Origin of the sequence: Anaerozeibacter quisquiliarum (genome assembly GCF_051162045.1) — a bacterium.
GTDB lineage: Bacteria > Bacillota > Clostridia > Christensenellales > Aristaeellaceae > Anaerozeibacter > Anaerozeibacter quisquiliarum.
This window is the reverse complement of sequence record NZ_JBISDI010000039.1, coordinates 1-26,246: the sequence shown is the minus strand read 5'-3', so window position 1 is coordinate 26,246 and position 26,246 is coordinate 1. Positions and strand designations below refer to the sequence as shown.

The 26,246-nt window shown below is 64.7% G+C and carries 12 protein-coding genes; 8 read left to right on the top strand and 4 right to left on the bottom strand.

Annotation, left to right across the window (positions count from 1 at the left end):
* The first annotated feature begins 62 nt into the window (after positions 1 to 62).
* The 3 genes from ACH6CV_RS14945 to ACH6CV_RS14935 are packed head-to-tail and all read left to right on the top strand — an operon-like array spanning position 63 to position 3,386.
* On the top strand, positions 63 to 1,334 hold the full coding sequence (locus ACH6CV_RS14945) for an L-rhamnose isomerase (protein WP_456359013.1): 1,272 nt from the start codon (positions 63 to 65) through the stop codon (positions 1,332 to 1,334).
* 14 nt (positions 1,335 to 1,348) lie between these two features.
* Positions 1,349 to 3,208 (top strand): flavin reductase, encoded by a 1,860-nt coding sequence (locus ACH6CV_RS14940; protein ID WP_456359012.1) that lies wholly within the window; start codon positions 1,349 to 1,351, stop codon positions 3,206 to 3,208.
* A gap of 19 nt (positions 3,209 to 3,227) precedes the next feature.
* Positions 3,228 to 3,386: a rubredoxin gene (locus ACH6CV_RS14935; protein WP_456359011.1), complete on the top strand. Its 159-nt coding sequence runs from the start codon at positions 3,228 to 3,230 to the stop codon at positions 3,384 to 3,386.
* A 54-nt stretch (positions 3,387 to 3,440) separates the two neighbouring features.
* Here the strand turns inward: ACH6CV_RS14935 and ACH6CV_RS14930 are convergent, their stop codons facing one another.
* The gene (locus ACH6CV_RS14930) at positions 3,441 to 7,547 is read right to left on the bottom strand and encodes a DEAD/DEAH box helicase (protein ID WP_456359010.1); all 4,107 of its coding nucleotides are present in this window, start codon (positions 7,545 to 7,547) and stop codon (positions 3,441 to 3,443) included.
* A gap of 890 nt (positions 7,548 to 8,437) precedes the next feature.
* Positions 8,438 to 9,100, bottom strand: a complete 663-nt coding sequence (gene yunB / locus ACH6CV_RS14925) for a sporulation protein YunB (RefSeq protein WP_456359009.1) — start codon at positions 9,098 to 9,100, stop codon at positions 8,438 to 8,440.
* 151 nt (positions 9,101 to 9,251) lie between these two features.
* Here yunB and ACH6CV_RS14920 point away from each other — a divergent pair, with 151 nt between their 5' ends.
* The 3 genes from ACH6CV_RS14920 (at position 9,252) to ACH6CV_RS14910 (ending at position 19,521) form a co-directional block, all read left to right on the top strand.
* Positions 9,252 to 11,876 (top strand): transglycosylase domain-containing protein, encoded by a 2,625-nt coding sequence (locus ACH6CV_RS14920; protein WP_456359008.1) that lies wholly within the window; start codon positions 9,252 to 9,254, stop codon positions 11,874 to 11,876.
* Between the two features lie 1,340 nt (positions 11,877 to 13,216).
* Positions 13,217 to 18,316 carry an Ig-like domain-containing protein gene (locus tag ACH6CV_RS14915; protein WP_456359007.1) on the top strand — a complete coding sequence of 1,700 codons (5,100 nt, stop codon included), beginning with the start codon at positions 13,217 to 13,219 and terminating at the stop codon, positions 18,314 to 18,316.
* 782 nt (positions 18,317 to 19,098) lie between these two features.
* Positions 19,099 to 19,521 (top strand): DUF3783 domain-containing protein, encoded by a 423-nt coding sequence (locus ACH6CV_RS14910; RefSeq protein ID WP_456359006.1) that lies wholly within the window; start codon positions 19,099 to 19,101, stop codon positions 19,519 to 19,521.
* 18 nt (positions 19,522 to 19,539) lie between these two features.
* Here the strand turns inward: ACH6CV_RS14910 and uvrB are convergent, their stop codons facing one another.
* The gene (gene uvrB / locus ACH6CV_RS14905) at positions 19,540 to 21,540 is read right to left on the bottom strand and encodes an excinuclease ABC subunit UvrB (RefSeq protein ID WP_456359005.1); all 2,001 of its coding nucleotides are present in this window, start codon (positions 21,538 to 21,540) and stop codon (positions 19,540 to 19,542) included.
* A gap of 314 nt (positions 21,541 to 21,854) precedes the next feature.
* Between uvrB and ACH6CV_RS14900 the strand changes: the two genes are divergently transcribed.
* Together ACH6CV_RS14900 and ACH6CV_RS14895 are read left to right on the top strand one after the other, a co-directional pair.
* A complete protein-coding gene (locus ACH6CV_RS14900; RefSeq protein ID WP_456359004.1) occupies positions 21,855 to 23,309 on the top strand; it encodes an FGGY-family carbohydrate kinase in 1,455 nt (484 codons plus the stop codon).
* The gene (locus tag ACH6CV_RS14895) at positions 23,306 to 24,652 is read left to right on the top strand and encodes a phosphomannomutase/phosphoglucomutase (protein ID WP_456359003.1); all 1,347 of its coding nucleotides are present in this window, start codon (positions 23,306 to 23,308) and stop codon (positions 24,650 to 24,652) included. Before ACH6CV_RS14900 ends, ACH6CV_RS14895 begins: the two co-directional genes overlap by 4 nt.
* Before the next feature lie 94 nt (positions 24,653 to 24,746).
* Here ACH6CV_RS14895 and ACH6CV_RS14890 read toward each other — a convergent pair whose 3' ends face one another.
* Positions 24,747 to 25,964, bottom strand: a complete 1,218-nt coding sequence (locus ACH6CV_RS14890; RefSeq protein ID WP_456359002.1) for a hypothetical protein — start codon at positions 25,962 to 25,964, stop codon at positions 24,747 to 24,749.
* Positions 25,965 to 26,246 lie beyond the last annotated feature (282 nt).

Sequence of the window (26,246 nt, the reverse complement as noted above, 5' to 3'; positions counted from 1 at the left end):
GCTATAATCGTACTCAGTTGGATCATCGCGCCTCGGCGGCGCGACTAAAGGAGGGATTGTCCATGTTTCAGGCGGACGAGCGCGTCGTACGCGAGCAATACGAGCGCGCCAAGCAGGTCTTTGCGGCGTACGGCGTGGATACCGATCAGGCGATTGCCACGTTCAAGCGCGTCCCGATATCGGTACACAATTGGCAGGGCGACGACGTCAAGGGTTTCGAGCAGTTTGCCGGCGTGCACAGCGAAAACGTGGTGACAGGCGGATATCCTGGCGCGTCGCGCAATGGCGACGAGATGCGCGCCGACCTCGATCAGGCGTTCAAGTTCTCGCCCTGCCGCCACAAGCTCAACCTGCACAGCATGTACGCGGAGCCCGCCCATAAAAAGGAACGCAACGCGTACGATACCGAGGACTTCGGCCGCTGGATCGATTGGGCCAGGGATAGGCGCCTCGGCATCGACTTCAACGTGTCCTACTTCACCCATCCGCGCATGAAGGACGGCTGCTCGCTGGCCTCCCCCGACGAGGCCACGCGCGAATACTGGATCGAGGCGGGCATCCGCTCGCGCAAGATTTCCGCCGACATCGGCCGAATGCTCGGCCAGCCTTGCGTCAACAACCTGTGGGTGCCCGACGGCACCAAGGACAATACGGCCGACCGCGCGGGCTACCGCCGCCGGCTGACGGCCTCGCTCGACCGGATCTTTGAGACGCCCTATGAAAAGGCGCATACCCGCGACGTGCTCGAGGGCAAGGTGTTTGGCATCGGCACCGAGTGCTTCGTGGCGGGCTCGCACGACTTCTACATCGCCTATGCCGCGCGCCACGGCGTGGGCGTGACCATGGACACCGGCCACTATCATCCGTCCGAGAACCCGGCCGACAAGATCACGGCGATCTACCCGTTCGTCGACTACCTGATGCTGCACCTGACGCGCGGCGTGCGCTGGGACAGCGACCACTGCCTGATTCAGGACGACGGTCTGTTCCAGGTGTTGCAGGAGATCGTGCGCGCGGGCATCCTGGAAGAAAACGTCGGTCTGGGGCTCGACTTCTTCGACGCCACGATCAACCGCGTGACCGCTTGGATCATCGGCCTCAGGGCGGCCGGCAAGGCGCTGCTCACGGCGCTGCTCGAGCCGACGGCGCTGCTGCTTTCGGCCGAGGTGGAAGGCAACCTGGGCAGACGCCTGGCGCTGCTCGACGAGTTCAAGAACCTGCCTGTGAACGCGGTGTGGGATCAATTGTGCCTTGAGCAGGGCGCGGGCGTGGGCGCAAGCTGGATCGACGCCATGGACGCCTACGAACGCACGATACAAAGCAAGCGCGCTTGACGGCAGCGCAATACATGAAAGAAAAGGGGTTTACGATGTACTGCGTCAGACAAATTACCGACGACCTGATCTACGTGGGCGGAAGCGACAGGCGGCTGGCGCTGTTCGAGAACGTGTACCCCGCGCCGCTGGGTGCGTCGTTCAACGCCTACGTGCTGCGCGACGAACAGACGGTGCTGTTTGACACCGCCGACCGGGCGATCGCCGCGCGCTTCCTCGAGAACCTCGAGTACGCGCTGGACGGCCGAACCCTCGACTACCTGTTCGTGCACCACATCGAGCCCGACCACTCCTACGCGCTGCATGAGGTGGTTGAGCGGCACCCGGAGGTCAAGCTGGTCATGACCGCCAAGGCCGCGCAGATGGCGGCCCAGTTCTACCGCTTCGACGTGGCCGCGCATACGCACATCGTCAAGGAGGGCGACGTGCTGTCTACCGGCCGGCACCGCTTCCGCTTCCTGGGCGCGCCCATGGTGCACTGGCCGGAAGTGATGTTCAGCTACGACGAAACCGACCAGATCCTGTTCTCTGCCGACGCGTTCGGCGCATTCGGCGCGCTGGGCGGCAGCATCTTTGCCGACGAGATGGACATCGAGCGCGAGTGGATCGACGAGATGCGCCGCTACTACGCCAACATCGTGGGCAAGTACGGGCCGCAGGTGCAGGCGGTGCTCAAGAAGGCGGCCACGCTCGGCATCAAGATGATCTGCCCGCTGCACGGCCCGATCTGGCGCGACCGGATCGACGAGATCGTGGAAAAGTACAAGCTGTGGAGCGCCTACCGGCCCGAGGAGGCGGGCGTGCTCGTGGTGTACGCCTCGGTGTACGGCGGCACCGAGAACGCGGCGGTCGCGCTTGCGATGCGCCTTGCGGATCTGGGCGCGAAGGTTCGCGTGTACGACGCTTCGAAGGTGCATCCGTCCTACCTTTTGTCGGAGGCGTTCCGCTACAGCCACCTGGTGCTGGCCTCGGCCACCTACAACATGGGCGTGTTCGCCACGATGGAGCATTTCCTGCACGAGCTGGCCGCGCGCAACCTCACGGGCCGTACGGTGGCGCTCATCGAGAACGGCTCCTGGGCCCCCGCCGCGGGCGAGCTGATGCGCAAGGCGCTGCCCGAGAAGAACACCGTGGTGGGCGACTTGCTGACGATCAAGTCCGAACCGGCCGAGGCGCAGCGGGGCGACATCAACCGCTTGGCCGACGCGATCGCGGCCACGCTGCCGATGAGCGCACGGGCGCACGCGGCGGCGCATGACGAGAGCAAGATCGAGATCCCGGCGCTGTTCAAGCTCAGCTACGGGCTGTTCGTGCTGAACGCGCGCGAAGGGGAGAAGGACAACGGCTGCATCATCAACACGGTGACGCAGCTGACCGACATCCCCAAGCGTCTGACGATCTGCGTGTCCCGGCAAAACCTGACCCACGACATGATCGCGCGCACCGGCGTGTTCAACATAAGCGTGCTCGACCAGTCGGCCACGTTCGATCTGTTCAAGCGGTACGGCTTCCAGAGCGGGCGCGACGTCGACAAGTTCGAGGGCGTGAGCGGCCTTATGCGCAGCGGCAACGGCATCTACTACCTGACCGGGCATTCCAACGCCTACCTGTCCTGCGAGGTGATCGACCGGCTCGACTACGGCACGCACTCGCTGTTCGTGGCCGACATCGTGGAGACAAAGCTGCTTTCCGACCGGCCGTCGGTGACCTACGCCTACTACTACGATCACATCAAGCCCGCGCCCAAGCCCGCCGCAAAGAAGGGTTTTGTGTGCAAGGTCTGCGGTTATATATATGAAGGCGACGTGCTGCCGGAGGATTACATCTGTCCGATCTGCAAGCACGGCGCGGAGGTCTTTGAACCCCTCGGATAGATTGAAAGGAGGACGAATCATGAAGTATGTGTGCAACGTGTGCGGTTATGTCTACGACGAGGTAGCCGGCGATCCCGACAACGGCATCGCCCCCGGCACCACATGGGATGCCCTGCCCGACGACTTCGTGTGCCCGCTGTGCGGCGTGGACAAGTCCGAGTTTTCCAAGCAGGAATGACGGGATTGTAGGGATGGGGGCCGCGGCGTCTTTTCTGGCGCTGCGGCTCTCATTTTACCGAATTTTCCGCCACAGCACGTAATCGCGCATCTCCCTGAAAAACCCCGCTTTTTCCAGCGCCTCGCGCGCGGCGTCGGGATATTGCTTCACCGTGATGCGCTCGCCGCTTGAGAAGATGCGCATGAGCTCAAAATCGCGCGCGAGCGCTTCGAGCGCCGGCGCCGCCGCCGATTCGTCGAACAGCCGCAATACCTCTCCCTGCCGTTCCAACACCGCGACCGCGCGTCCGGCGGACAGCGCCACGGCCGTACCCGGCACGCACAGGAACGACGCGCCCTCGCCGTGGGGCAGTATCTTGCCGTAGGGCTGCATGGGGTCGGCGGCGTTGACCCATACGACCGACGCGTCCGGATGCTTCAATAAGGCCTGCGTCCGCTCGTAGTCTTCGGCCCGGATGAACTGCGCGCCCGATAGTTCGCGCACGAAGTAGCCGCGCCGCGCGCGGCCGGTGTATTCCCACACGCGCAGCACCGTGAGCGCCGATTCAAAGCTCATGCCCCTCAGCGTCTCGCGGCAGACGATTCCGTACCGGTCGAACGCGGTTTGCAGTTTTTCCTCCATGCCCGGTTCCATGAGCGGTCTGACGAGCTCCCAGCGACCCGCGTCCTGCGCCGCCACGCGCGCGCGGGAGCGCTTTTTTGCGCTCGACGCGCTGAGCGTGCGCGCCGCCCAGGCGCGGATTGGCGCAAAGCTGTCGGCGCGCACGAGCCCCTTAAGGGCGAGCGCGCCGAGCGCGTCCAGCGCCGAAGCGCCGCCGAGCAAGGACGCGAGCGCGTGGGCGAAGCTCGCGCCGCGCCGGCTCAGCGCCTCGTAAACCTTGAGCGCGTCGCCGGTCAGCCCCTCGGGTGTCGGCGCGCCCGCGTCCCAGTCGACCTCGTCCTGCCGGTGAAAGCTGATTAAGAGCCGCTCGGCGTCCTCGATCTTCCAGAAATACGCGCCGCTCATCAGCAACTCGTCGAGCAGCTTCGGCCTAAAGCCGGTTACGCGCGCGGGCAGGATCACGTTTTCCCACAGGTCCGCCGGGTACGTAAGGCCCGTGAGGTGCGTCATGGCGCGCCCCAGCTGATCGGCCGGGCCGCCCGCCGCGCGCAGCGAGCCCACAAGCAGCGCCGCGTACCGCTCGGGCGGCAGCGTCTCGGCCTCGCGCCGCCGCATGGCTACGGTCGAGCGCTGCGCGCGCCGGTACAGCTCCGCGTGGTGGTATTGGCCCTCGTGCGCGATCGCCGCGCCCTCGGCTTCGAGCGCGGACAGCAATTCCGCCGAGACCGCCTCGGGCCAGCCGTAGCGCTGCGCGAGCGACGCCGCATCCTGCGCCCCGCGATAGCGCAGGCAGCGCCGCGCCACGCGCTGTCGCGCCCCGATGTCGTCTTCATGAAGCGCCGCCTCGTAGAGCGCGGCCTGCTCCGCGCAGATCCACAGCCCAGGCTCCACGTACAACGCCCGGTCACGGTCGATAAGTTCGGTCAGCCACTCGACGGGCGCGTCCAGCTCGCCCGCCACGATGTCGCCCTCGGCCATCAAAAGCGCGTGCAGCCGCTCGGCATTTTCCGGTTGATGCCTGCGCTCCGCCTGCAAGTCCAGCTGCACCTTGGCCGGTGTGATGGCGTCCGCGCGTTCCAGCAGCGCCTCCGACGCGCGCTTGGCGGCGGAGGGGATCGGGCTGTACTCGTACATCAGCGTGGCCTCGACCTGACGCCTGAGCGGCAGCGCCATCGGCGAGGGCTCGCGCGCATGGTACTCATGCACGGCGATCGCGCCCGAACGCACGCGGGACAGCACCTCGCGCACGCCCGCGAGATTCAGGAAGTCTCCCATGCACTCGCGCATCGTCTCGCGCACCAGCGGATGCCCGTCCTGCGCGGCGGCGTCCGACAGCAACTCCGCGCCGCGCATGCGCTGCACCCACAGCGGCACCCGGCCGCCCTTGCGCACGCCCATCATCAGCGCGCGCGCCGCATTGTAGCGGAACAGCATCGTGAAGATCGGCGTCTGCGGCAGCAGCGCCCGCACGACTTCCTCGGCGGTATCGGGGTCGATCTCGAACAGCAGCCCGTCCGGGATGTCGCGCGTGCCCATCAGGTACAAGAGGATCCCGTCGTCGTCGGCGAACGACTGTACGTCCTGGCCGGTGGCCCGACCGGCGGCGTGCCGCAGCAGCATTTCCAGCGCCGTGTTCACGCGCCCGCCGAAGATCGAGTGTACCATCAGCTGGTGCTCGCCCGCCTCGTCGGTGAAGTGCTCGAGGATGATCGTCCTGTCGTCCGGCAGACAGCCCGCATGCTCGATCTGCCGCGCGAGGTGGCGCGTTGCGTTCGCCGCCGCGGCCTCGTCTAGCCGCAGCCGTGCAAGCGCGCGCGCCATGGAGCCGGTCAGATGCGCCTCATTAAGCCTGCGCAGGTGTTCCCCGAACTTCAACCCCACCTCGTACGAGCGGCCCCGGCCGTCGCCCTTCCAGAACGGCGTCTGCGCGCCCTCGGCGGACGCCGCCGCCACCACGACGCGGTCCTTCTGGATCGCGAGCATGCGCCACGCGAACGCGCCCAGCAGGAACTTGTCGCCGACGCGCGCCTCGAACACGTACTCCTCGTCGAGCTCGCCGAGCCGCGTGCCGTCCTCGAGCACGACCGGGAACCAACCTCGGTCGGGAATTGTACCCCCAGAGCACACGGCCAGCATGCGGCTGTAGTTGTCGCCCGACACTCGGCCGTGCACGCGGTCGTACAGCACGCGCGCTCGCGCCGGGCGGTCCCGCTCGTGCTCGAAATCCCCGGCCAGCATGCGCAGCACCCCCTCGAGGTCCTCGCGCGCGATGCCGCGGAAGCTGCTCGCCCCGCGGATCACATCCAGCAGCTCGTCGACCGTGTACGTCCCCGCCGTCGCCATCGACACCACGTGCTGCGCCACGATGTCCAGGCAGTTTTCGGGCGGGCGCATCGGCTCGATGTCGCCGTCCAGCGCGCAGCGCGCGGTCATGCCGCAGAAGGCGATCTCGCTCGCCATCCGCGGGAAGACGCGCATGACGCTCGTCCGGCCCGGGTTGTGCCCCGCGCGGCCCAGCCGCTGCAGCGCGCCCGACACCGTGAGCGGGCAGCCGATCTGAACGACCAGGTCGATCTCGCCCACGTCGATGCCCAGTTCCATCGACGAGGTGGCGCACATCAGCTTCAACTCGCCGCTTTTCAGCTGGTTCTCGGCCTCGAGCCGCTGCTCCTTTGACACGCAGCCGTGGTGCGAGCGCGCGAAGCCTTCGCCCGCAATGGCGTTGACGCCGTGCGCCAGCTTTTCGGCCTGCGCGCGGCCCTCCACAAAGGCGATCGCGCTGCGTACAGGCTTGACCAGGTCATATACAGAGCGCGCCAGCTCAGGCCAGATCGAGGCTTCGGGCAGCGCGCGCATGTCGGGCAAAGCGCTGGTGACGAGGATGTCGGCGTCTTTACGGATCGCCGGCGCGACGATGGTCACGTCCGGCGACACCGACAGGAACCGCGCCGCGCGCTCGAGCGGCCGGATCGTGGCCGACAGCGCGATGCGCTGCACGCTGCGCCCGCACAGCGCGTCCAACCGCGAAAGCGACAGCATCAGGTGCGCGCCGCGCTTGGTGTCGATGATCGCGTGCAGCTCGTCCAGGATGACGGCCTCGGTCGTCCGGATCATGTCCCGCCCGGTCTTTGAGGACAGCAGCAGGAACAGCGACTCGGGCGTGGTAATCAGGATGTGGGGCGGGTGCCTGCGCATCGCGCGCCGCTCGGACGCCTCGGTGTCGCCGGTGCGGATGCCCACGCGCACTTCGGGGCAGGGGATGCCCTCGAGCGGCCGGCGCAGGTTCTTTTGGATGTCGTTGCCCAGCGCCTTGAGCGGCGAGATGTAGATGACGTAGAGCCGATCCTCGAGCGCCCCCGCCTGCTTGAGCCCGTGAAGCTTGTCGAGAAACACCAAAAAGGCGGCCAGCGTCTTGCCTGTGCCGGTGGGCGCGCTGATCAGCGCGTGCCCGCCCGCCGCAATCACCGGCCACCCCTCCGCCTGCACCGCGGTCGGTTCCCCTACGCAAGCCTCAAACCACCGTCCCACCGCGGGCGCAAAGGACGCAAGCGACCGATCCATACCCCACCTCGCCGAATGTATGTTCACCTCCATTCTAGCGATTGCGCGGGGAAAAGTCAAGGGGCGGATCGAGGCGTTCGCCTGCGCATGCACAAAGAAGGCCCCCGAGCGCAGGGGCGGCTATGGGCCGAGCGCAGGCGCATCCCTTATGCGCGTAACGGGGCTGCGGTTGTGCGACCGTCAAGTTCACCACCCCGCCTGCGGGCACCCCTCCTGGGAGGGGAATAAGCAGGGAGCCATTCCCCTCCTCGGAGGGGTGGCGCGAAGCGACGGGGTGGTGAGCCTGATGGCAGGACTCGAGAAAGCGGGTACGGGGGCTTGGGTTACGCCCCGCGGGGGCCACCACCCCGCCTGCGGGCACCCCTCCTGGGAGGGGAATGGGAAGGGCCGCCCGCATGACACGTTTGCCACGGCAGGCGACCGAAGACCGCCCCGACGGCGGGCGCAAAGCGCCTCGCCGTTCGCTCTTTCGCTTTTTCGTTTCTTCGTTCTTCGTTCCTCCGCTCCCTCGTTTCTTCGTTCCTTCGCTTTTTCGTTCCCCCGTTCCCCACCCCGGGGGAATGGGGGGCCGAAGCCCCCGTCACAACGCGCCCACGGGCATGTACCGGGGGCGTGAATGCGATTGCGACCAAGGGAGGCCGCAGCCGACCGACTCGCAATCGCTTCCCGTCCGCCTGCCGCCCGGAAAACCCCGCAGGGTTTTCAGGCAGGCGGCCCCGTCACCCCCGTACCCCCGCCTTCCGCCCGGAATTTCCCGCAGGAAATTCAGGAAGGCGGCCCCGTTCCCCCGTAACCAAAACGGCCTCGAAAGCTTTCCGCCCGACCGCCCGGAGCCCGCGAAGCGGGCGAACGGGCAACCGGGCGGAAAGCTTTCGAGGCCCCGCCGCCCGTCAGGGCGCCAGCGGCAACGCCGCGACCCCGTCCCCCCGCAGATACGTCTGCGGCACCTGCCCGACCAGGATCGATTCGGCGACCGGCACGTAGGCCGTGACCATCACGGAATTCGCGCCGGTGGGCACCACGACCCGCACCAGCATCGAGGCTTCGAGCGATATCTCGTGGCGCGTCTGGTTGATGCCCGCGGTCTCGAACGCGGTTACGAACTTGGTGGTCACCGATCCGACCAGCGCCACCTTGACCGGCACCAGCGGCCCCGCGCCGCCCAGCAGCGGCATGCCCAGCGCCGCGCCCAACGGTATGCTGATGTCCGCCTGCTCGAGCGCCTGCAGATTGCGCTGGGTGGTCAGCGCGGCGCGGCTGGCCAGCTCGTTCATCAGCAGCGTGTTGGCCTGCAGCATCGACACCTGCCCGTTTTCGCCCTGCACCACCTCGATCAGGTCGCTGTAGCCCACGGCCCGCCCCTTGACCATCACCTCAAATATCCCGTTGTTGATCGCCTCGACCGCCAGCTGGCGCGCGCGCGCCTCGGCCATCGCGATCATCACCGGCGTCAGGTTGTGCGTTCCCCACGCGATAAAGGAGGCCAGCAGTATAAAGAACACCATCAGCACCCACAGGACCGTCCTGCCTCGGCGCGCGCCGCGTGCAACCATTCGCCTCACCGCTTCGTCAATAATGATATGGCTTTCCATTTTATGCGGGCGGGCGCCAGATTTTGACCAGATTACTTAACGCGTGAAAGATACCCTGCGCCGCCCCTTTGTGCTATACTTGCGATACCTGATCCCGCCAGGAGGAATATTCATGAGCTTGTTCAAACCGCGCACCGGCGACGGCAACTTCCTGTTGTCGGTCATCCTGACCACGGCCAAGCTGTTGTTCATCGCGATCCTGATCTTGAGCGTCACCGGCGCGGGCGTGCTGATGGGCGTGGCGAAGGCGTGGGTGGAAACCGCGCCCCAACTCGATTTGAACGCCTTCAGCGCCACCGCCAAGACCTCGTTCATCTACGACCGCAACGGGGATCTGATTACCGACTTCAAGGGCAGCGAGAACCGCATCGACGCCACTTGGGATGAGATCCCCGAAAATCTCAAGAAGGCCGTCGTGGCCGTCGAGGATCAGCGCTTCTACAGCCACAACGGCGTGGACGTCAAGCGCATCTTCGGCGCGCTGGTCAGCAACCTGTTCAAAGACACGGCGCAGGGCGGCTCGACGATCACCCAGCAGTTGGTCAAGGTCAGCATGTTCAGCCTCGACCCCAACTACAAGCGCAAGCTCCAAGAGGCCTACCTGGCGCTGCAGCTCGAGCGCCACCTGACCAAGGACCAGATTCTGCTGGCCTACATGAACGCCATCTTCCTGGGCGGCAACAACTACGGCGTCAAGGTGGCCGCGATGGACTATTTCGGCAAGAAACTCTCCGAACTCAGTCTGCGCGAGTGCGCGGCGATTGCGGGCATCATCCGCGACCCCTGGTGGTACAACCCCCGCCGCAACTACTACGAGAAGCAGCCGCCCACCCCCGAGATCCTCGACAAAAAGACCGACAGCGTGCTGCAAAAGATGTACGCGCAGGGCCGCGTCACGTTCGAAGAGTACAACGACGCGCTCAACGACAGACTGTCCGTGCTCGAGAAATCGGCCTTCCCCAATCGGATGTACGACAACGCTTACTACGTCGAGTACGCCATCTACGACGTGGTCACGCGCATGCTGCGCATGGAAGGCCTGAGCGATAACGCCACCAACCGAGCCGCCATGGAGAACAAGCTGCGCACCGGCGGCTACCGCATCTACACCTGCCTCGACCCGGCGCTGCAAAAGGCCGTGCAGCAGACCGTCACCGACTGGAAGGATTACCCCACCACCCGGCAGAAGAAGGACCAGTCGACCAAGGCCCCGCTCGGCAACGGTGAATTCCTCAAGGTGGCGCAGCCGCAGGCCGCGGCCGCCGTCATGGACTGGCACACGGGCGAACTGGTCGCGATCATCGGCGGGCGCGCCGAGCCCACGCAGCGCAAGCAGCTCAACCGCGCGTACAAATCGCCCATGCCGGTCGGCTCGTCGATCAAGCCGCTCTCGGTCTACGGCCCGGCGTTTGACCTGGGCAACTCGCCGGGCAGCCCGGTAATCAACGCGCCGCTGAAGATCGAGGGCTGGGACAGCGTCAAGGGCTATCCCGCCAACTTCAGCGAGAACGGCTCCTATAACGGCGTCGAGTCGATGCGCCTGGCGATGGTCAAGTCGCACAACACCGCCGCGGCGCAGACGCTGTTTGGCTACGTCGGCATCGAGAACTCGGTCAACTACCTGCAAAAGCTGGGCATCAGCAAGGCCAACATCTCGCCCACCGGCGCGGGGCTGGCGCTGGGCGCGTCGAACCCCACGATGATCGAGATGGCCGCCGCCTTCGGCGCGATTGCGGACGGCGGGCAGTACCTCGAGCCCTATGCCTTCACCAAGGTGATCGCCCCCGACGGCTCAGTGTACATCGACGCCCGCCAGTCTCAAATCCGCCGTCAGGTGTTCAAGGAATCGACCGCCTTTATGCTGGTGAACGTGCTGCGCCAGTGCGTGTCCGACGAGGGCACGGGCAAGCGCGCCAACTTCGGCGGCATGACCGTAGCCGGCAAGACCGGCACCCACAGCGACTACCGCGGCGTGTCCTTCGCCGGCATGACCGGCTACTATTCCGGGGCGGTGTGGATCGGCAGCGACACCTTCGCCCCGCTGGCCTCCAACTCCACCGGCGGCGCCTACGCGGCTCCGCTGTGGGCGGCGATCATGCAGAAGGTGCACAGCATGACCGGCGCGACCGAGGATCGGCCGATCATGCCGGGCAGCCCCGCCAACTATGGCCTGGTCAAGGCCGACGCCTGCGCGGTATCGGGCATGAAGCCCACCCGTGCCTGCATGCACGACGTGAACGGTTACGGCATCACGACCGACTACTACCTGGCCGGCACGGAGCCCACCGAGCCATGCAACATGCACCGCACGATCGAGCTGTGCGCGCGCTCGAAGAAGGCCCCCGGCCCCTACTGCCAGACCGTCAGGCGCTATGGCACGATCTACCTGCCCGAGGGTCACCCGCTGCGCTTCCCCCCCTATGGGGACGTGATCGAGTACTTCAAGGGCGCGTCCACCGACAAGGTGGCGTCCACGATCGGCATCTGCGACATGTGCGGCCGCGGGGGCGGCCAGGGCGAGCAAAACGCCGACCAACTGGCCGGCGCCACCGCCACCGCCGAGAGCCTGATCGCCCGCGCCGACCAGCGCCTTGCCGAGGGCGGCCTGACCGGCGCTCAGGAGAAGAAGCTCACCGGCCTGCGCAACAATACGCAGAAGGCCGTGGACAACCAGTCGCTCAAGGCCATCAAGAAGTACGGCAAGCAGTTGCAACAGTATTTGAAGAAGGTGCGATAAGCGTCGCCCCGTCCGCGCAAGCGGACGGGGCGAATCAATATCGGTCGCGCCGATGCGCCGTCTGCTTATAACCGTTCCTCAGGCGCGATAATGGAGAGATCGTCATCGGCAACGCCTCGGAGAGCGCGATTTTCAAGGCGCAGAACGCCCTGCGCGGCGTGGCACAGCAGATGGGCGTAGCAAGCGACGAAGACGTTCGGCCCTGGTAGACGAAGCGCGCTACGGGGAGAATTGGGGCCATGAAGATACTTACGGATACCAACATCTTAATTTCGGCGCTGCTCTTTCCGCACGCCAAGCCGGCGCTTGCCCTGCTTCACGCGGCACGGAACCATGAACTCGTCTTGAGCGATCGTAACATCTGCGGGTCGCGCGATGTCCCGGGACATCGCGCGATATCGACGCCTTTCTGGCGGAGAGGGGCTGTGAGTTGGTCGCCGCGCCGGAATACCCTGAAAACCCGAAGGATCAGCCAATTCTCAACGCGGCGATCTTGGCCGACGCGGACATCATCAGCGGAGATAAACACTTCCCGAGGCTCGATTTGGAGCGCCCCAGACGATCACCGCGGCACAATACCTAAAGCTTGTTGGCGTAGACCCATAAATCTCAAGCCGCGCAGAACGAATCCCCTCCAAACGGGAAGATAGGGCCGGTCTCGCTCGCCCCCATCCCATGCGCGTGAGCACATTTCACGCGCATGGCGCATTTCACGTATTACAGGTACATTTCACACCGCGCAGCGGCAATGCCCTCCCCTTTATGGAGGGATGGCGCGCAGCGCCGGGGTGGTGCCCCGCGGGCCCGTATCCCCCCACTTCCCCTCCCAGGAGGGGTGCCCGCAGGCGGGGTGGTAACCCCCGCAGGGCGTCCCCCGTCCTATCCGGCTTCATCTGGTCCTGCCATCAGGCTCACCACCCCGTCGCTCCGCGCCACCCCTCCGAGGAGGGGAATGGGCAGACCTTGGTCTGTTCCACTCTATATGCGCGGGTGCATTTCACGTGCCGAAGGCATATTCGCGCGCCGCGGCCGCCCTTCACCCGGCTGTATTTTGTGCTTGCCCACAGGAGCGACCACAACATAGCGCGCAGACTTTGGTCGGTTATTTCGATTCTGAGACAATTGTTTCGTTAAATAAAATGCCGGAGCAGGGAAAAAGGAGAGGGACGGAGAAATTACTTCCTATTATATGGATAGACCGGAACCGATCCCCTCCGGCCCAGGTTAAGCCCGCAAAAAATTGTAAATACTTGTTGACAATTCCATTTCATCTGGCTATAATTGGTATCGTATAGGATACGCCTATCGGTATCCCACATTTTTATGGAGGTGTTTAATCCATGACCAAAAGGTGGTTATCTCTGGTACTGGTGCTGACGCTGTTGTCCACGCTCTTTACGGGCGCGGCGATGGCTGCGCCGGTTCCTAAGGCAGTGGGTCCTATCGTGACCTTTGTCCGGGAAAAGACCGAGTTTATCCTCGAAGCGGGGAAGACGTACCAGAACTTTGTTTTGGGTCACTTCTTGCTCGCGGGCAATAAGCTCAACAACGGCAGTATTGCCAATGCGCTAACGGGCGTTGTCAAAGTTGATTTGGAAACCACGACTTTGGCGGCGGGCAAAACGTATGTGCAAGGCGATACGTTATATGCCGAGTTTACGCCGGCGGTTACTGACACGAAGTTGGTGGTCTATACCGCTGACGCGGTTGACACCACAGCTTATGCTATTGACATGCAGAAGGGTTCGGGTGCCGCTGACAAATCTTCCGTAATCGCCGTAAAGGCGACGAAGCCAGTCGATTCCATGAGTACGCCCATCAAATGGAACGGCACCGCTGTGACGGGCATCGACCACGACAAGAACACGATGGTCGTTGGTACACTGACCGATGCTAGCAATAACTCGGCTCTGACGGTGGAACTCACCCCCGCCCAGGGCACGAATGGGATCACTATAACGGCCGACAAAGTCGTCACTTGGGAGAGCAACAACGAAGCTGTTGTGAAGGTGACTTCGATCGGTAGCGCGAATGACGCCGCTACTGATCCCACCAAGAGCACCCATTACGCGAAAGTCGAAGCGCTGAAGGTCGGCGAAGCGACCATCACGGCCAAGGCGGGTGGCTACGCCAGAACGTTGAAGATCACAGTCAACCCGGTGTTGCCCACTAGTGTGAGCATCAATGCATTGGACGCCAGCCAGGTGGATTCCCACGTTGTAGACCCCTCCGACGCCGGCAAGAAGCTCCAAGCTTACCCGACCCAGATCGGCGAGGCCGAGCAGCTTGCGGTGACTTGGGCGCCCACTACCACCAGCGACCAGACCGGTTCTTGGCGGATTGTGGAAGCGTGGGATCGTTTTGGTATGTCGGTTTCTGCCGGCACCATCGCGACCATAAGCTCCAAGGGCTTGCTCGAAGGCATTAAAGAAGGCACTGTCAAGGTGCAGTTCACTTCGACCGCGAAGAAAGCCGATGGCACCCCGGCGGTCGACACCGAGCTTTACGTAATTCAACCGACTACGTTTACTACGGTTCGCCCGGTCGTGCTGACCACCGACGGCAAGGAAGTCGTGATTGTTAAGGGTGAGGATCCTGCCCCTGACGTAATGGGCTACAAGACTCCCGTAAACGTGACCCTGTCCACCGCGACAAAGGGCGCTGAGATTTACTATACGACCGATGGCAAGACCCCCGATAAAGCCGCCGGCATCGGTAAGCTCTACAACAACACGCCCTTCGCAGTGAGCAAGGATACGACCGTGAAGGCCATTGCGTACTTTGGCAACGCTACCCCGGGTACGCTGGGTGCAGATGCCGCTACTGGTCAGGCGCTCAAGTTCCGCTTGGCCGCGACCGCGCTGACGGCCACGCCCGCGACCATCAACCTGGCCGGCTCTCAGGAAGCCAAGGTCACCGTGACCTTGACCGCCCCCGAAGGAACCGCCGAGCTTGATAAGGCAGTAACTGCCACGCTGGAAACAATAGCGACTGGCGCTGTCATCAGCAACACACTGAACGATGACGGCACCTACACCGTTAAGGGTCTGAAGGCTGGCAAGCAGAAGATCACCTTCGCGAACGTATGGGGCGAGCTGAATGCGGTCGTTACGGTCACCGTGACCGAGCCTGCCGTGTCCGGCATCACGGTGGATCAGACGAGTGCGACCGTCCGCAAAGGCGAGCGCTTCACGCTGAAGGCCACTGTGTTGCCCGAAAACGTATTTGACGATGCGAAGGGCATCACCTACACCAGCACGAACACCACTGTCGCAACTGTGACCGCTGGCGTTGTGGTCGGTGTAAACGAAGGAACCGCGACCATCCGTGCCACAAGCGACAAGGGCGGTTTCTACAAGGATTGCGTCGTGACGGTCACCCCCGCTTCGGCTAAGGTGGCGACCCCCGTGTTCACGCCGGAGTCCACCACATTCACGAAGCCCGATGTGGCGGATCGCACGGTCAAGGTTTCGTGCTCGACGGTTGGTGCGGCGATAACGTATACCGTTAAGGATGCCGCTGATGGTAGTGTCGTCAAGACTGAGACACTTGGCGCAGACGCAGCTCTCAGCTATGAGGTGCCTGTCGGTAAGACCTACATCATAACGGCTCAGGCCAAAAAGGTCGATATGACCGACAGCGAGTCTGTCACCGAGATCTATACCAGTGCTGTTGCGGTGACTGGCATCAAGATCACCAAGGGTGCTACTTCTGTTGATGCGGATGGCAAGGTTGCTATTACGGGTGTTGCCGAAGTAGCCGCGCCGACGCTTATCTGGGCGCCTGCCACCACAACGAACAAGAACGTCACTTGGACTAGCAGCAACACCAATGTGGCTACGGTTGCCAAGGATGGCAAGATCACCGGCGTCAACGCCGGCGAAGCGACCATTACGGTGAAGACGGTCGACGGCGGCTTTACCGACAGCGTAAAGGCTGTTGTGACCGAAGTGAAACCCGAAACCCTAGTCATTAAGGCTGGCGATTCCCCGCTTGACACTGGCGCCAAGATCAAAGAGGGCGAGACCCTTCAGGTTACGGCGGTTGTTAAGGGTGCTGCTGGTGCGGCAGTCAACAACGACAAAGTAAAGTGGTCTACCAGCCCTGAGAGCAAGCTCGCCGTTACTGCGGATGGTCTTTTGACCGCCGTGAAGTACGACGATGCTACGGGCGCGGACAACTCTGCCTACGTAACCGCCACGACGGTGGCCAACGCGGCCGATGGCCATCCGGTGAAGACATCGGTCAAGGTTGAAATCGATCGTCCGACCTCGACGGTGCAGGCCCCTGTCCTTGGCTTGGTACCTGTGGCAGGGAATGCCGAAACCATTTCGGATACCTTGACTACCGAACGCGAGTTCACCCTAACCACGACGACGGCGAATGCTGAGATCCGCTACACCTTGGACGATACCACGCCGACCAAGGATAGCGCACTGTACAGCACCCCGCTCAAGCTTTCCAAGACCACGACGATCCGCGCTAAGGCGTTCAAGGGCACCAACGTGAGCGCTGAGAACGCGACGCAACAAGTAACCTTTGCTCTGGCCTTGGCCAAGATCGAGCTGAACAAGACCAGCGCTGAGCTGGAAATGGGCAAGACGCTCGAACTGAAGGCCACCCTGCTCCCGATTGGCGTGACCGGAGCGGTGACTTGGACTAGCGACATGCAGGCGTTCGCAACGGTTGATGCCAGCACTGGCAAAGTGACAGCTGTTGCTCCGGGCAAGGCCACCATTACCGCGACTTCCGGTAGCATTACGGCTACCTGTGAAGTGACGGTCGTACCGGCCAAGGTTACCAGCGCGAAGCTCTCTCCGGCGGCGCTGACCATGAGCATTGGCGATGAGCAGGATCTCGGACTGGTCGTAACGCCGGCTGATGTCCTCGCGCATGTTAACGAGGTCTGGACATCGAGTGACGAGAAGGTCGCCACGGTCAACGCTGGAAAGGTTACCGCGGTGAAGGCGGGCACGGCCACCATCACGGCCACTGTCGGCGGCGTAAAAGCCACGGCCATTGTGACCGTCGAAGCCGATCCCACGACGATCCCGGCCGAACCGAAGAAGGTTCCGGTGTACACTCCGTCCACTAAGGACTTTGCGGCGGTGGAGAATTCCGCCCTGACCGTTGAGTTGGGCAAGTTGACTGCGGGCGAAGGCGAGACCTACGACCAGATCAACTACTACTACAAGGTTACGGTTGAGGGCGCGTCAGGCAATCCTGCTACCTTCACAGCCCTTAACCCCAAGTTCACGGTTGACAACAAGGGCGTCGTGAGCATGACCATTGCCGATGTCGGCAACAGGACCATCAGTGATTTCGGCTACACTTGGAGAATTGCTGTTCGTAGCAATCGTTCGATTAGCGGAATGGACGAGTCCCGCACGATCAACGGCAATGTGCTGAAGATCGCGGAGAAGCCGACCGCCATCACCTACGCCGACAGCACCCCCGCCGCCTACGAAGTCCCCGGCACCACCGGTTCCGTGGACATGGGCACCATCGGCAACCGCGCTGACTTTGCCGCGACTGGCGTCGCGCTGACCGCGACCGTCGACGCGACCCGTACGGGCGACGCGCCGAAGGGCACCGTGGCCGGATTCTCTGCCAGCGTTGGCTCCGACGGCAAGGTAACCCTGAACATCAAGGACGTAGCGACCGGCGTGTACAATGTGTTCGTAACCGTGAGCGCCGAAGGCTGCGCCGACGTCAAGACCGGCACCGTGGCGGTAACCGTGAAGGAAGCGCCGGTGCCCGCCGAGAAGAAGATCAGCGTTGACACCAAGACCCCGAAGTTCGACGCGAAGCCCTACAAGAAGAGGAGCGTGTATGTGCTGAACCTGACCGATGGCACTGCGACCTTCAGCGTACCGGGCTACACCGCGACCGGCTGGAAGTCCAGCAAGTCGAAGCTGCTGTCGATCGATGCGAACGGCGTAGCGACCCTGAAGAAGGCCGGCAGCACGCGCATCACGGTATCCGCGAAGGTGGACGGCAAGACCGTCACGCAGCTCGTGGTGATCCGCAAGATGGCGGAGCAGGTCAAGCTGCAATACAAGCAGGGCAAGAAGTGGATCGACTTTGACGGCAACCCGCTGACCGTGAAGATTGGCAAGAAGAGCAAGGTGCTCACCCGCGTAGTGGTGGTGACGCCTGCGAAGGCGACGATCCTGGGCGGCAGCTGGAAGATCGAAGATCCCACCATTGCGACCCGCGGCACGAGGGGCTACATCGTGGGCCTGAAGGAAGGCAAGACGAGCGTAACCTTCACGGCGCACAACGGCATCAGCGTGAGCTGCGAGTTCACGGTAGCGAACCAGATCAAGGGTGCGGAAGAGATCATCCCCGAGACCGAAGTGACCGAGCCGGTCGAGGAGACCGAAGAAGTCGTGGAAGTCGTCGAGGAAGCCCCGGTGGAGGAAATCCCCGCGGCGTAACCCCAGGTACCCCAAGGCCCCAGCCGTACGGCTGGGGCCTTTTCAAGCCATTCCCCTCGTTGGAGGGGTGGCGCGGAGCGACGGGGTGGTGAGGCTGGTGGCAGGGCTCGAGAAGCCGGGGCGGGGGCTTGGGGGGACGGCCCTGCGGGGGAACCACCCCGCCTGCGGGCACCCCTCCTGGGAGGGGAATGAGTGGGGTACGGCCTGCGGGGGCCACCACCCCGCCTGCGGGCACCCCTCCTGGGAGGGGAATGGAGTGAGCTGCGTCCTGCGGGGGCTACCACCCCGCCTGCGGGCACCCCTCCTGGGAGGGGAATGGAGTGGGCTGCGCCCTGCGGGGGCCACCACCCCGCCTGCGGGCACCCCTCCTGGGAGGGGAATGAGTGGGGTACGGCCTGCGGGGGCTACCACCCCGCCTGCGGGCACCCCTCCTGGGAGGGGAATGGAGTGGGCTGCGCCCTGCGGGGGCCACCACCCCGCCTGCGGGCACCCCTCCTGGGAGGGGAATGAGTGGGGTACGGCCTGCGGGCACCACCCCGCCTGCGGGTACCCCTCCTGGGAGGGGAATGAGTTGGGTACGGCCTGCGGGGGTTACCGCCTTGCCTGAAAGCTTCGGCGTAGCGCCGCTATGCCGAGGCTCTCAGGCGAAGCCGGGACGAAAAACCACTCGCCTGATGAACGCGTTCATGGCTTCGAGTGGTATTACCTTGATTCGCCGCCTCCGGATGCGGTTATGTATGCAAGAGACCGGCGTTTGCCGGGACGAAGGGAAGGTGCCACGAATGGCGGCGACGGTTTTGTTGTTTGGGATACGCGGCGAGGAGCGGCGCAGGGAGATATTCCACGCGCTGTTGCCGCTGCGGTTTTCGATTAAATCAGTGGGGCCGGAGGATTACGCGCAGCCGCTGGGGGTGCTGGCGGGCGTAAAGGATATGGAGCCGGTCGACGCGCCCTATGAGGGCGAGGAGCTCGCCGGCGAGATGCTGCTGATGGCCGGCATGACCGGCGGGCAGATCGACCAGCTGCTGGCCGCGTTCCGGTCGAAGAAGCTGGCCCCCGTGCAGCTGAAGGCGGTGCTGACGCCCACCAACCAGCACTGGCAGGCCCCCGCGCTGTTCGCGGAGCTCAGCGAGGAACACGCGTATATGACGAGCCATTTCAAGGGGAAGTACAAGCATCAGGCGGCGACGGAGGATGGGGCATAGGCACCCATTCGCTCCGCTTCACCGCTTCCGCCTGCGTCCCTGCCGCGGGCGCTCGCCGGAGGCCATGACCTTTTCGCCGCGCAGCGCGAGCAGCTGGTCGCGCAGTTTGGCGGCGCGCTCGAAGTCCAGGTCGCCGGCGGCGGCGAGCATCATGTCCTCCAGCCGGTCGATCGCCATGCGGCGCTCGTCATCGTCGAGGCTGTCGGCGGCGGCGCCTTGCTCGGGCGCGCGGGTGACCTCCATCAGTTCGCGCACCGCCGTTCGCACGCTCTCGGGCTTGATGCCGTGTTCCTCATTGTAGGCCATTTGAATCGCGCGGCGGCGGCCGGTCTCGTTGATCGCGCGGGCCATCGAGTCGGTCAGGTCGTCGGCGTACATGATTACGCGGCCGTCCACATTGCGCGCGGCGCGGCCGACGGTCTGGATCAGGCTGGTCTCGCTGCGCAGGAAGCCTTCCTTATCCGCATCCAATATCGCGACCAGCGCGACCTCCGGCAGGTCGAGCCCCTCGCGCAGCAGGTTGATGCCCACCAGCACGTCGAACTCGCCCAGGCGCAGCTGGCGGATCAGCCGTATGCGCTCGAGCGTCTCCACGTCCGAATGCAGGTACTCGACCTTCACGTCCATCTCGCGCAGATAGGCGGTCAGACTCTCGGCCATGCGCTTGGTCAGCGTGGTCACCAGCACGCGCTGGCCCTTTTCGGTGACGCCCCGAATCTCGCCCAGCAGGTCGTCCACCTGGCCCGTCGCCGGGCGCACCACGATCTCGGGGTCGATCAGCCCGGTCGGACGGATGATCTGCTCGACGACCTGCTCGGCGCGCTCCAGCTCGTACGGGCCGGGCGTGGCCGAGACGTAGATCGTCTGATGTACCTTCTGCTCGAACTCGTGGAACTTGAGCGGGCGGTTGTCGGCGGCGGCCGACAGCCTGAATCCGTAGTCGATCAGCGAACGCTTGCGCGCGTAGTCGCCGTTGTACATGGCGCGCACCTGCGGCACGCTGACGTGCGACTCGTCGATGAACACGATGAAGTCCCTGGGGAAGTAGTCGAGCAAGGTGAACGGCGCTTCGCCGGGGCTGCGCCCGTCGAAATAGCGCGAGTAGTTCTCGATGCCGTTGCAGTAGCCGAGCTCGCGCATCATTTCAATATCGTAGTGGGTGCGCTGCTCGAGCCGCTGCGCCTCGAGCAGCTGGCCGTTCTCTCGGAAATGCTCAAGCTGCTCGCCCAAGTCCCGCTCGATGCTTTCGAGGGCGCGCGTGATCTTCTCGCGTGAGGTCGCGTAGTGCGACGCGGGGAAGATCGTCTCGTAGTTTATGTGCCGCATCGGCGTGCCGGTCAGCGTGTCGATCTCCGAGATGCGCTCGATCTCGTCGCCGAAAAACTCCACGCGCAGCGCCTTGCTTGTGTGCGACGCCGGGATGATCTCCACCGTGTCGCCGCGTACGCGGAAGGTGCCGCGCTCGAATTCGAAATCGTTGCGGCTGTACTGGATGTCGATCAGGCGCTCGATCAGATCCTCCCGGTCCATCCGCTCGCCTTCGCGCAGCGACACCGACAGCCCGGCGTACTCGCGCGGGTCGCCCAGGCCGTAGATGCAGCTGACCGAGGCCACGATCACCACGTCGCGCCGATCGGCCAACCAGGCGGTGGCGCTGTGGCGCATCCGCTCGATCTCGTCGTTGATCGAGGCGTCCTTTTCGATGAAGGTGTCGGTCGAGGGGATGTAGGCCTCGGGCTGGTAGTAGTCGTAGTAGCTGACGAAGTACCCGACCGCGCTGTCCGGGAAGAACTCGCGGAATTCGGCGGCCAGCTGCGCCGCCAGCGTCTTGTTGTGGGCGATTACCAGCGCCGGGCGCTGCGCCTGTTTGATGATGTTGGCCATGGTGAAGGTCTTGCCCGAGCCGGTCACGCCCAGCAGCACCTGATGCTTAAGTCCGTTCGCCAGCCCCTCGGCCAGGCGATCGATCGCCTGCGGCTGGTCGCCGCGCGGCACGTAATCCGAGTGGATTTCAAACAAGACGTTCACCCCTTTCGGTCCGTCCAGGTAACCGCCGATCAAATCCCACGCGCGGAGGCGGCTGCCTTTGCGCCATCTTGCGCCTGCAAAATCCTCGACGCAGCGCCGCTGCGCCTTCAGATTTTGCAAGCGCAATCTGACGAAAATTCAGCGCGCCGCCGCACGCGTGCTTTAATCAGCGCTTCCCTAGTATATCACAGAGGGGCGGGAATGAACATCGAACGCGGGGTAGATTTTTGGAGATTGGCGATTCCCGCTTGACAGCGCGCCCGAAACGGGGTACGCTGTGGTCAATACGGCGGGAGGGATGGCTTATGCTGTTTATGGGCCTGGACGTGGGCACGCAGGGCGTGCGCTGCGTTGTCGTCGATGAGGTTGGCGGCGTGCGCGCCGCGCATTCGGTGGCGTTCGACCGGATCAACATCGCGGACACGCCGGGCTGGTACGAGCAGTCGCCAGGCGACTGGGAAGCGGCGATCGAGGTCGCAATCACCCGGTCGGTCGCCATGCTCAAGGAAGGCGGGCTGTCACCCGAGGATGTCGCGTCGGTGAGCATTGACGGCACTTCGGGCACCATCGTGCCGCTGGATGCGGACAATCGCCCCCTCTGCGCGGCGCTGATGTACAACGATCCGCGCGCCCAAGGCGAGGCCATCGAGACGGGCATCTTCATGCACGAGTACGAGCACAAGCTGGGGTTGACGTTCAACGCGTCGTTCTCGCTGCCGCGCATCCTGTGGGTCATGCGCAACCGCCCCGACATCTACGACAAGACGCGCGTGTTCGCCCACCAGGCCGACTATGCGGTGGGCCTGCTGTGCGGCGAGTACGCCGTCAGCGATTACTCCAACGCGCTCAAGACCGGTTACGACCTGATCGACGGGCGCTGGCCTGACGTCTTACACGACGCGCTCGGGCTCGCGCTTGATAAGCTGCCAAGGATTGTGCGCCCCGGCGCGCCGATCGCCCCGATTACGAAGGCCGCGGCGGCGCGGCTGGGCCTGTCCCCGCGCACGATGGTGACGGGCGGCTCGACGGACGGCTACGCCTCGGCGCTGGCCGCGGGCGCGGTGCGCGCCGGAAACTGGGCTTCGATCATCGGCACCACCTTCGTGCTCAAGGGGGTGACCGAGCGGCTCATCATCGACGAAAACGGCTCGAGCTACTCGCACATGCTGCCCGACGGTTCGTGGATGCTGGGCGGGGCGTCCAACATCGGCGGGCGCTGCCTGAACGCCGCCCGGGGCGATCGGCCGTTCGACGAGCTCAACCGCGCGGCCGAGGCGCTGGTGCCGACCGGCGCGCGCTGCTACCCGCTGACCGGGCGCGGTGAGCGGTTCCCGTTCGTCGATCCGGAGGCCGAGGCGTTCTACCGCGGCGACATATTGCATGGGAAGCTGTACCCCGCGCTGATGGAGGGCGTGGCGTTTGCGGAGCGGCTGGCGTTTGAGCGCATGCAGGCGCTGGGCGGCACGATAGGACCTACGATCTGCGCGGCCGGCGGCGCGTGCCGCAGCGATCTATGGCTGCGCATCCGCGCGAGCGTATTGAACCGGCCTCTGGTGGTGCCCGCTGTGGTCGACGCCGCGATGGGCTCGGCGCTGCTGGCGGCATTGGGGCATTTCGGCACGCTTGAAGGCGCCGCCCGGGCGATGATCCGCTACGAGCGCAGCGTCGACCCGGTGGAGGCGTGGACCCGGCAATATGACGAAACCTATGCGCAATTCCGCGAGGACTGCGCGAGGCTTTACAAGCTGGAGGCAAGATGAGCATTTTCAAGGATTGCGACATCCGCGGCGTCTACGGCAAAGAGCTGTTCGAGGCGGACGGCTACCGCGTGGGGCGCGCGCTTTCGACGCTCGTACCGTCGGCCCGCATCCGGGTGGGCGGCGACGTGCGGCTGTCCACGCCCGCGCTCAAGGCGCGATTGGTCGAGGGGCTGGTCGCAGGCGGCGCGCGGGTCGAGGACATGGGTACGATCGCCACGCCGATGATGTACTTCGCAATCCATGGCGGCGCGGCGGACGGCGGCGCGATGGTGACCGCGTCGCATAACCCGGCCAAATACAACGGCATCAAGTTCATGCTGGGCGACCGACCGGTGACGCGCGAAGAGATGGACGCGCTGCGCGCGATCGCCGAATCGGGCGACTTCCGGGACGGGGAAGGCGGCGTTTCGCCGCTCGACATCCTGCCGGCCTACTTGGGTTCGCTCGAGGCGCGGTTCGGCACGGCGGCGCGCGGCGTGGTGGTGGTGGACGCCGGCAACGGCGCGATGAGCAAGGTCGCACCCGCGGCCTTCCGTCAGGCCGGCTACCGGGTGGCGGAACTGTTTTGTGAGCCCGACGGCAGCTTCCCCAACCGCACGCCCAACCCGGCCGAGCACGGCCAGCTGGACGCGCTGCGCGCGAAGGTGATCGAGGAAGCGGCCGATTTCGGCGTGGCGTTCGACGGCGACGGCGACCGCGCGGTGTTCGTCGACGATCGGGGCGAGGCGGTGGCCAGCGAGCGCGCGCTGGTGCTGTTCATCCGGCATCTGTTGAAGGACGGCCCGTCGGCGGTGGTGTACGACCAGAAATCCTCCTCGGTCGTCCGGCGCGCGATCCTGGAAATGGGCGGCACGCCGGCGCCCGAGCGCAGCGGCCACACGTTCATCAAGCACCGCTTCCTCGACCTGAACGCGGCGGTGGCGGGCGAGGTCAGCGGGCACTTCTTCTTCGGCGAGCTGGGCTACGACGACGCGCTGTTCGCGGGGCTGCTCATGGGCGAGGCGCTGAAGCGCTCCGGGCGGCGGATGAGCGAGGCGTTGGCCGATGTGGTGTGCCCGCCGATCACGCCGGATTTGCGGATTCCGTATGCGTATGACCGGCAGCAAGCGCTGCTCGATCGGTTGGAAGCGGCCTACGCAGGCAGGCCGATCAGCAAGATGGACGGCGTGCGCGTGGAACTCGAGGGCGGCTGGCTGCTGATGCGCAAGTCGGTGACCGCGGAGCAGATGACGCTGCGCATCGAGGGCGAGGACCGGGCGGCGCTTGAGCGCATCGCGCGGGATCTGGCGAAAAAGATTCCGGAGACGGCGGCGGCGCTGGAGAGCATAACGGTCCCCGCGTGAGCGGTGAAGGGATTCTTAAGGGCGGAGCCCTTGAGCGGGGGTTTGGGGGCGGAGCCACCAACGTCTCCCCGTCCCTGCTCCGTAAAATCGCCCGTCATCCAGCCCTTGATTCCCTTACCAACCGATCCGCCTCGGCCGCCTCTCTCTCGCGCCAGTGCGTATCGAACGCATTCGGCGCCTCAAGCCGTCCGCCCATCGCCTGCTCGAGTTCCGCCATCCCCATCTGCCCGGCATATAAAGCATCCCCCGTCGTCACGCGCAGCGCACGAATCCCCGTCAGCGCCGCCTGCGAATCGTCGCGCAGCAGCCAATCCACCCACGCGCGCGCCAGCGCCCGGCGCTCGGCCTCATCCGCGCCATCCGGCACCCCCGCCATCAGCAGTTGATCGCTGAATGCGCCGCCGCCGCCCGCCACCGACCAATTGGGCGCGCGTCCGGCGTCCGACAGCAGCTGCAAGCGCCGAATCTCGCGCTGTGTGGCCGGAATCGCGGCCACCTTGCCGGATAGGAACGCCTCATACGCCGAAGCGCCCGCCCGAAAATCGCCCGGCAGCAGCGCGGGCAGGCGGCAGAGCACGGTCTGGGTCGCAGGCTCGGGGGGCACGGGCGTGGGCTCGGACGCAATCGGCAGTCCCAGGTCGATACCCTGCCCGGCGCGCGGCGCGGGGCTTGGCTCGACGCCCACTTGCCGCGGCGCACACAGTGCGTTCAGCGCGCCCGACCAGTTGAGGTAAGGCTGGTCGGCGGGCACCTGCATCAGGTACCGCGGCTGCTTCTTGACCGGCGCGGGCGCGGGTAGCGTCGACCAGTCGTGGGGCACCGCCTGCACCAAGGACTGATTGAGCACCCAGGCGTACCCCCCCAGCGCCACCGGCAGCGCGCGCAACTCGCCCTGCCATAGCCCGACGTTCGTCAACGCCTCGCGCAGCGCCGGCGGCGCGGCAAGCGGCGATAGCCCTTCGCCCGACGGCAGCATGCCCGGCGCGAACAGGATCGCGTCGGGCGGTCCCAACTCGCCCGATAAAAACGCGGCAATCGCGTCCGCGCTGACGCTTTGCATCTGCACATAAACGCCCGGATGCCGCCGCTCAAACCGCGCCGCACAGCCGTTCAACCAGGGGATAAAGCTGCCGCCGCCCGGCGCCCAGCCCCCGCATACCCATACCCGCAGCACGCCCGCCCATCCGCCGTAGGCATCAGCCGCCAGATTGCCGTTCACCGCGGGCAGTTGCCGCGCGACCGGGCCGATCAGCAGCGCCACGGCTACCAGCAGCGCCCAGCTCAGCGCATGCAAGATCCCCCTTGATCGCATATCGCCGCCTCCTACGGGTTATATATAATGAAGCGATTTTGTAGGCTATGCCCGTGGGTTCGAGAAAACGGCGCATATTCAAGAGTTAACACAGGAAATTTGCCGTCAGACGAATAGAAACCCGAACGATCACGCACAATGAGGTTGTGACCGTCAGGGTTTTAGCCAGAGTCTAGGTGTCTCAATCGCATATCATACTATATGCTGGAAACGATCCGTAAAAACCACGAACGAAGCGCGCGATTTCGACAAACGGCACTGGGTGTTGACAAGCAGACATCC

Bases quoted from the DNA above. Each gene is read 5' to 3' on its own strand.
- ACH6CV_RS14935 (WP_456359011.1), top strand. From the start codon at position 3,228: ATGAAGTATGTGTGCAACGTGTGCGGTTATGTCTACGACGAGGTAGCC.
- ACH6CV_RS14890 (WP_456359002.1), bottom strand. From the start codon at position 25,964: ATGCGATCAAGGGGGATCTTGCATGCGCTGAGCTGGGCGCTGCTGGTA.
- ACH6CV_RS14940 (WP_456359012.1), top strand. From the start codon at position 1,349: ATGAAAGAAAAGGGGTTTACGATGTACTGCGTCAGACAAATTACCGAC.
- ACH6CV_RS14920 (WP_456359008.1), top strand. From the start codon at position 9,252: ATGAGCTTGTTCAAACCGCGCACCGGCGACGGCAACTTCCTGTTGTCG.
- ACH6CV_RS14945 (WP_456359013.1), top strand. From the start codon at position 63: ATGTTTCAGGCGGACGAGCGCGTCGTACGCGAGCAATACGAGCGCGCC.
- yunB (WP_456359009.1), bottom strand. From the start codon at position 9,100: ATGGTTGCACGCGGCGCGCGCCGAGGCAGGACGGTCCTGTGGGTGCTG.
- ACH6CV_RS14895 (WP_456359003.1), top strand. From the start codon at position 23,306: ATGAGCATTTTCAAGGATTGCGACATCCGCGGCGTCTACGGCAAAGAG.
- ACH6CV_RS14930 (WP_456359010.1), bottom strand. From the start codon at position 7,547: ATGGATCGGTCGCTTGCGTCCTTTGCGCCCGCGGTGGGACGGTGGTTT.
- ACH6CV_RS14910 (WP_456359006.1), top strand. From the start codon at position 19,099: ATGGCGGCGACGGTTTTGTTGTTTGGGATACGCGGCGAGGAGCGGCGC.
- ACH6CV_RS14900 (WP_456359004.1), top strand. From the start codon at position 21,855: ATGCTGTTTATGGGCCTGGACGTGGGCACGCAGGGCGTGCGCTGCGTT.
- ACH6CV_RS14915 (WP_456359007.1), top strand. From the start codon at position 13,217: ATGACCAAAAGGTGGTTATCTCTGGTACTGGTGCTGACGCTGTTGTCC.